Origin of the sequence: Stenotrophomonas sp. 169, assembly GCF_014621775.1 — a bacterium.
In the GTDB taxonomy this organism is placed as follows: Bacteria; Pseudomonadota; Gammaproteobacteria; order Xanthomonadales; family Xanthomonadaceae; genus Stenotrophomonas.
The window spans coordinates 171835-178403 of sequence record NZ_CP061204.1 but is presented as its reverse complement, the minus strand read 5'-3'; the positions used below and the strand labels follow the sequence as shown (position 1 = coordinate 178403).

Here is a 6569-nt window from a genome sequence, read left to right as displayed (position 1 = left end):
AAGAGGGGGCGGACGTCGCGGTCAGAAAGACGCGCCGAGGTTGATGCCGAAGGTGGTGTAGGCGGTCTGGAAGCCGCGCGGGGTGTGCAACGGGCTGCCAACGAAGACATCCCACTGCGCGTGCGCGCTGCCACCGCGCAGGCCCAGCGCCATGCCGGTCAGCTGGTTGCCGACTTGCCACGCCACTGCCGGGCCACTGACATGGCCGTGGTCCAAGGCGACATAGGCCTCGTTGCCGCCGCCCAGCGCAGCGGCCAGTTCGTTGCGCAGCACCCAGCCGCGTTCACCAGTGAGCGTCAGCTCGCCATCAAAACCACGCACGCTGTAACGCCCGCCGATCGACAGCCGGTCCTGTGGCACCAGCAGCGAGCGGTTCCACTGCCCGCGCCAGCTACCGATGTAGCGAAGGTTCTGCCGGCCCCACTGGAAGGGCGCCAGCAGCTGCATGTCGGCAGTGAGGATGCGGCTGCGAGCGGTACCTTCGCCGAAGGCTTCTTCCGGTGCATGCAGGGCGTTGAAGGCGCCGGTACCCCGCCGGTAGGCCAGCGTGGCGTCCAGCGTGCTGTTACCGATGAACTGCTTGTGCGACAGGCCGAACTCCCAGCCCGCCATGCGCCGGCGCTGCACCTCGATCTCGGTGTCGTCGATGAAGTTGTCCGATTCGCGGTACCAGCCACGGGCGTACGCGCTGGTCTTGGAATGGGCGTTGCGCAACAGCATGCGCGTCAGGCGCATTTCCGCGTTGCGGCTGGATCCACTGTATTCGTAGGTTTCAAAGGCACCGGCGACCGTCTGCCGGTAGTCGTAGTCGCTGGCATTCACGCCCAGCAGCCAGCGCCCGAGCGGCACGCTGTAGTGCGCCGCCCAGCTGTCAGTACCACGGTCGCTGCCGTTGAATGCGGACTTGCCCGCATTGAAGTAGAACAGGTCACTCAGCCCGGCCAGATTGTCCAACGACAGCGTGGCACCGGCCTGCAGCTTGCCGGTGGCCCGGCTGCCGGCATCGTCCAGGGTGAGGTTGACGCGCACTTTCGTACGTTGCTTCCAGCTGATCAGTAGATCGCTTTCTCCCGGCTTGGCTGCGGCCCCTTCGGCAGGCGGCGCGATCTGGATATCCACGGCGGCGGTCGGCACACGTTGCAGGTTTTCCAGTGCTTGTTCGATGTCGCGCAGGTTGAGCAGGTCGCCTGGGCCGGACGGCAGCGCGTTCCACAACGCGGGGTGGGGCGTACCTTCATCGTTGAAGCGGATCGCGTGGATGCGCCCGGGCACGACCGTCAGGGTGAGCACGCCGGTCTTCAGATCCTGCGGTGCGGCCAGTACGCGGGTGGTGACGTAGCCGCGCGCGATGATGGCGTTCTGCACCCGCTTCATCACGATGTCCACGCCAGCCGTGCCCAGACAACGGCCATTGGCCGGATCGGCAGCGGGGTCGGCCGCACGCAGCGCCCAGCGGAAGCGCTCGGCCTGGTCGCCTTCCAGCGCGATGTGGTTGATGACGAAGCAGGGTGACTCTTCCGGGGGCAATCGGCCGATCGCGACATCAGGCGCAGTCTGCAGGCGCACATCGGGCTGGTTTTCCTGTTGCTCGCGCAGGGCGCGTTCGCGGTCCTGCTGGCGGAGGATTTCCTGATCCGGCAGCGGCGTTACCGCCTGTGCGGCCACCTCCATGCTGGCCATTGCCAACATCACGCCCACTACTACGCCCCGGCGCAGTCCCACGCTGCGCTTACGCCTGTTCTGCTTCACACGATGTCCCCTGAGTTCGGTCGTTCCGCGCGGTAAGGCGCCTTTTCCGGAGCGAACCTTAATAGGACACGTGCTACATCCGCTATCAGGGAATCCCTCTACATGCGCAGATTTCCATCGGGAACCACCACGCCCCTCGCGACGATCCGCCCAAGTTCCCTGAACAGGGCCTTCGTTTATGTACCAGTCAGTTCAATATTCAGGATTGATTGCGCTGGCAAACGGATAATTCACATCTGTCGAACGCGGCCTTTCAGCCTCGTCCGATCTACCAAAACTAGAAACAGGTGTATCCCGATGATCAAGAATTCGCTGCTCGCTCTGGGCCTCGCCGTTGCCATGCCGTTCGCGGCATCGGCAGCTGATGGCCTGTCGTACAACTACGTGGAAGGTGGTTACGTGAACACCGATGCCCGCGGCGGCGATGCCGACGGTTGGGGCGTCAAGGGTTCGGTCGCGGTACACCCGAACTTCCATATCTTTGGCGACTACACCGCGCAGGAAACCGAGCGCACCAATGCTGACGTCGATCAGTGGCGCCTGGGTGTCGGCTACAACTACGGCATCGCGCCGACCACCGACCTGGTGGCCCGTGTCGCGTACCAGAAGTTCGATCCGAAGCGCGGCCTGGATTTCAACGGCTACTCGACCGAAGTCGGCGTGCGCACCGCGTTCACTCCGATGATTGAAGGGTATGCGCTGGCCGGTTACGAGGATTACAGCAAGAAGCACGGCATCAATCCGGACGGCGAGTTCTACGGCCGTGTCGGCGCCACCGCCAAGTTCAACCAGAACTGGGGCCTGAGTGGCGAAGTGAAGCTGGCCAAGGCCGGCGACCGCGAGTGGTTCGTGGGTCCGCGCTTCACCTGGTAAGAACGCCTGTCGTTAGTGCGTAATACGTTGTTGAAAAAATAGTAATGTGGTGCGTTACCGGTGTGTGCTCTCTCTCCCACACGCCATCGGAGCCCGGCCTTTTGGTCGGGCTTCTTTTTTTTGTGCGATGAGGTGCAGCAGTCGTTCGGCGCGCTGTCGAGTGGAACTACCGCCGCCCGTGCAGGGCATCGGACGCGGTCTGCGCCAGCTGGCGCCCGGCGAAATACAGTGCCTCTTCCAGGTGATCGCCCAGCTGCTGCTCTGGGCCGGCATGGCGACGGGTGCGCTGCGCGGCGTGCAGTATCTGCAGCACACCGTGCAATGCCTGCAGGCTGCGACTGGCGATGGCCAGGTCACCGCAGCGCCCGGGTCCCAGCCCCTGCCGATGTGCAATGCGGCGCGTCAGTCGCCCGCCGAGCGTGGCTCGGCGCTACCGAATTGCTGCCTGCTTTTCTGGCGCTTGATTCAGGCGCTCGATCACGGCGCTCGCATGGAACGACCGACCCCACTTGCGTTCATCCTTGGCCTTCAGGATGCCAAGCGAAGCCAGCTCCTTGACCCCCTTGGTGGCAGCGACCACTGAGACGTCCAGCAGGCTTGCTACGTTGCTCGCCGTAACGACCGGATGATCGATCAGCAAGGACGGCAGTCGTCTGGTCACAGAGTCGCTGCGATAGGCCGCCGTGTTCTCTGCCCAGCGGCTTTCGATCGCGCGCAGGTCGTTGGCCAGCGCGATCCAGTCATCGGTCGCCTCGATGACGGCGCGGTAGACCATGTCCGTCCACGGTTGCCACTCTCCGCGCAGCTGCACCTGTTTCAGCGCGGCGTAATACCCCTCGCGGTTGCGCATCAGCATCCCCGACAGGTACAAGGGCGGTAGGTCTTCGGCCGCCAGGATCAGTGGCATCACGATACGGCCAGTTCTGCCGTTTCCATCATTGAAGGGATGGATGGTTTCGAACTGAGCATGCGCGATGGCCATCTGAGCCAGCACCGTCAGTTCGCCTTGCTCGTCTTCGCTGCGTGCGTAACGGAGTATGTTCCGCTCGAGATCCTGCATGCAGGTATCTATCGCGGCAGGCGGCGCGGGAATGAAACTCGCATCCTCGATCCTGCTGGTACCGATCCACGCCTGGACATCTCGATAGACGCCCTTTGGTACGTTTTCGTCCTGCATCAAAATGGCATGGATGCCCCTGACCAGCTCAGCAGTCAATGCGTCACGCCCCCCCGCACGCACGGCGCACAGACCATGCTGAAGCGCCTCCACGTAGTGCTGCGTAGTGCGGACATCAGGCGGTAGGCCCTCGGCGCTCCACGTCACTTCGTAGGTCAGCAACTCGTCCAGCTCGGTCCTCGTGCCTTCGATCTGCGAGCTCTGCACGGCTTCGCGCCTGGCCAAGGTGCGGGTGAGGATGTCGGGATTGCTCCAGCCCTGCATCGCTCCGCTCAGGCGTCCAAGTGCTTGGCTGGCGGCGTGGGCAAGCGCAGGAGTGCCTGATCCCGGCGGAAGCACCCGCGGCGTCGGTGGCGCAATCATTGCGCGGACATTGGGTTTACCGTCCACGGGCACGAGATACGGGTGCAGCCGTTTAACGACGTCGTTCTGTCGCATGCTCAGGTGCCTCGAAAGTTTAAAAGCCCGCAGGCCTTTTTAACTTTACAGGCTTAAAGTTTAAAAGTCATCGAAGCTTTTGAACTTTACTGCCCCGAGCGTTGCTCGGCCCGACCGCGCTGCGGGGAAGTTCGGTGGGTGCTCTGTAGCGCCGAGCCATGCTCGGCGACATGCATCAGGCAAGGGCGTGACGGCCGGCGGCCGTCACTACCGGGTTCAACGGAACAGGGTGTCCGGGTATTCCGGCTTCTGCTCGCGGGCCAGCAGGGTACGCAGGCCTTCGGACGGGGTCTGTTCGCCGTGCAGCACGGCACGCACGCCATCGGAAATGGGCAGGTCGATGCCGTAACGACGCGCTTGGCGCATCACTTCGTCGGCGGTCTGCACCGATTCCACCACCTGGCCGATCTCGCGGATCGCATCCTGCAGCGTCTGCCCGCGGCCGAGGGCAAGGCCCAGGCGACGGTTACGCGACAGATCGCCGGTGCAGGTCAGCACCAGATCGCCCAGTCCGGCCAAGCCCATCAGGGTCTCCGGCTTGGCACCGATCGCCGCAGCCAGCCGCAGCATCTCGTTCAGGCCGCGGGTGATCAGGCCGGCACGCGCATTGAGGCCCAGCTGCATGCCATCGGCGACACCGGTGGCGACGGCCAGCACGTTCTTCATCGCACCGCCCAGCTCGGCACCCAGCATGTCATCGCCGGTATAAGCGCGGAACGCGGGGCCATGCATGGCTTCGGCCACGGTCTGCGCAAACTCGGGCACGTCGCCGTGCACGGTGATGGCCGTCGGCAGGCCCTGGGTGACTTCCTTGGCGAACGACGGACCGGTGACCACGGCCAGCGGCACGTCATCGCCCAGGATCTCGCGCGCCACCTCATGCAGGAAGCGGCCCGAACCGGGTTCGAAGCCCTTGGTCGCCCAGGCCACGCCGGCACCGGCCGGACGCAGCGGCGCCAGCGCGGTCACCGTTTCATTGAACGCGTGCGACGGGGTGACCACGAGGATCCACGATGCGCCTTCCACGGCAGCGGCCATGTCGGTGGTCGCACGCAGCGACTCCGGCAGCGGGATGCCCGGCAGGTAACGGGTGTTCTCGTGGCGCTGGTCGATGGCTTCCACCATCGCCGCATCGCGTCCCCACAGCACGGTCTGGAGACCGTGCCGGGCGAGCAGGCTGGCCAGCGCGGTTCCCCAGGAACCGGCGCCGAGGACGGCTACTTTTTCAGCGTTATCGCTCATGCGCTGGGTCGGAACGCCGATCAGGCGTTGCCGGCCGGCTCGGAGTTGGCGAGCGACGGCGCTTCACCCTGCTCCTGGCGCTGGCGCAGGGTTTCCGCGTACAGGCCTTCGAAGTTGATCGGCTGCAGGAAGAACGGCGGGAAGCCACCCGCCTGGATCAGGTCGCTGACCAGCGAGCGCACGTACGGGAACAGGATGTTCGGGCACTGGGTGCCGAGCAGCACGTCCACCGACTGCGGATCCAGGCCGACCAGGCCGAACACGCCGGCCTGCTTCACTTCCGCCACGTAGGCAGTGCGGTCTTCGGCCTTGCAGGTCAGGGTCACGGCCAACACGACTTCAAAGGCGTTCTCGCCCAGGCGCTGCACCTGCTGGTTCAGGTTGAGCTGCAGTTCCGGCTGTACCTGATCGTTGAAGATGGCCGGAGCATTCGGCGATTCGAAGGAAACGTCCTTGACGTAGATCTTTTCGACGGTGAACGCGGGACCGGTGGCGGCGTCGACCGGCGCAGCTGCGCCGTTGGTGTTTTCTTCGGACATTTCCTGTTGCTCCAGATGAATTCGTTGAACGTAATGTTTAGACGATATGTTGCATCAACAGCGATGGGGGCGGGGCATGCAGCGCACAACCCCCCGTCATGCGATCAGCGTCAGTGACGGCCCTTGACCAGCGGCAGCTCCGCCTGCTGCCATGCAGGCAGGCCGCCGTCGAGCACGGACACCTGCTCGAAGCCGGCTTTTTTCAGCGTCTTGGCCGCAGCTTCCGATGCGGTGCCCGCACGGCATACCAGCACCACGGGGCGCTGCTTGGCCGCGGCCACCAGCTTGTGCTCGGGGCCGAACTGGCTGGCCTGCACGTTCTTGCTGCCAGCAATATGGCCTTTCTCGAAATCACTGCTGGAGGACAGGTCCACGACCACGGCGTCGCCGCCGTTGATGACCTGGACCAGTTCGCCGGGCTTGAGCGACTTGTAGCCACGGAACAGGCGACGGATTTCAGTGACGATGATGGCGGCGGTCAGGCCCACCAGGGCGATCGACAACATCGGGTTTCGGCCAGCAAAGGCCACCAACTCTTCGTAATTCACGCA

At 64.3% G+C, this 6569-nt stretch carries 7 protein-coding genes; 1 reads left to right on the top strand and 6 read right to left on the bottom strand.

Going from position 1 to position 6569, the window contains the following annotated elements; all coding sequences use genetic code 11:
• Positions 1 to 21: 21 nt before the first annotated feature.
• Positions 22 to 1689 carry a ShlB/FhaC/HecB family hemolysin secretion/activation protein gene (locus tag ICJ04_RS00720; RefSeq protein WP_188327153.1) on the bottom strand — a complete coding sequence of 556 codons (1668 nt, stop codon included), beginning with the start codon at positions 1687 to 1689 and terminating at the stop codon, positions 22 to 24.
• A gap of 360 nt (positions 1690 to 2049) precedes the next feature.
• On the opposite strand from ICJ04_RS00720, the gene ICJ04_RS00715 reads away from it, so the two are divergent.
• Positions 2050 to 2622, top strand: coding sequence for an Ax21 family protein (locus ICJ04_RS00715; protein ID WP_188327152.1), 573 nt, complete (start codon positions 2050 to 2052; stop codon positions 2620 to 2622).
• A 166-nt stretch (positions 2623 to 2788) separates the two neighbouring features.
• On the opposite strand, the gene ICJ04_RS00710 is transcribed toward ICJ04_RS00715, so the two are convergent.
• The 5 genes from ICJ04_RS00710 to ICJ04_RS00690 all read right to left on the bottom strand — a co-directional run bounded on the left by ICJ04_RS00710 (position 2789) and on the right by ICJ04_RS00690 (position 6566).
• Positions 2789 to 2935, bottom strand: a complete 147-nt coding sequence (locus ICJ04_RS00710) for a hypothetical protein (RefSeq protein ID WP_188325669.1) — start codon at positions 2933 to 2935, stop codon at positions 2789 to 2791.
• Positions 2936 to 3052: 117 nt separating this feature from the next.
• The gene (locus ICJ04_RS00705) at positions 3053 to 4237 is read right to left on the bottom strand and encodes a Fic/DOC family N-terminal domain-containing protein (protein WP_188325668.1); all 1185 of its coding nucleotides are present in this window, start codon (positions 4235 to 4237) and stop codon (positions 3053 to 3055) included.
• Between the two features lie 216 nt (positions 4238 to 4453).
• A complete protein-coding gene (locus ICJ04_RS00700; RefSeq protein ID WP_188325667.1) occupies positions 4454 to 5479 on the bottom strand; it encodes an NAD(P)H-dependent glycerol-3-phosphate dehydrogenase in 1026 nt (341 codons plus the stop codon).
• Between the two features lie 20 nt (positions 5480 to 5499).
• On the bottom strand, positions 5500 to 6018 hold the full coding sequence (gene secB, locus ICJ04_RS00695; protein WP_188325666.1) for a protein-export chaperone SecB: 519 nt from the start codon (positions 6016 to 6018) through the stop codon (positions 5500 to 5502).
• Positions 6019 to 6128: 110 nt separating this feature from the next.
• On the bottom strand, positions 6129 to 6566 hold the full coding sequence (locus tag ICJ04_RS00690; protein ID WP_188325665.1) for a rhodanese-like domain-containing protein: 438 nt from the start codon (positions 6564 to 6566) through the stop codon (positions 6129 to 6131).
• Between the last annotated feature and the right edge of the window lie 3 nt (positions 6567 to 6569).

Coding starts and splice junctions, on each gene's coding strand:
- ICJ04_RS00720 (WP_188327153.1), bottom strand. CDS start 1,689: ATGTTGGCAATGGCCAGCATGGAGGTGGCCGCACAGGCGGTAACGCCG.
- secB (WP_188325666.1), bottom strand. CDS start 6,018: ATGTCCGAAGAAAACACCAACGGCGCAGCTGCGCCGGTCGACGCCGCC.
- ICJ04_RS00705 (WP_188325668.1), bottom strand. CDS start 4,237: ATGCGACAGAACGACGTCGTTAAACGGCTGCACCCGTATCTCGTGCCC.
- ICJ04_RS00700 (WP_188325667.1), bottom strand. CDS start 5,479: ATGAGCGATAACGCTGAAAAAGTAGCCGTCCTCGGCGCCGGTTCCTGG.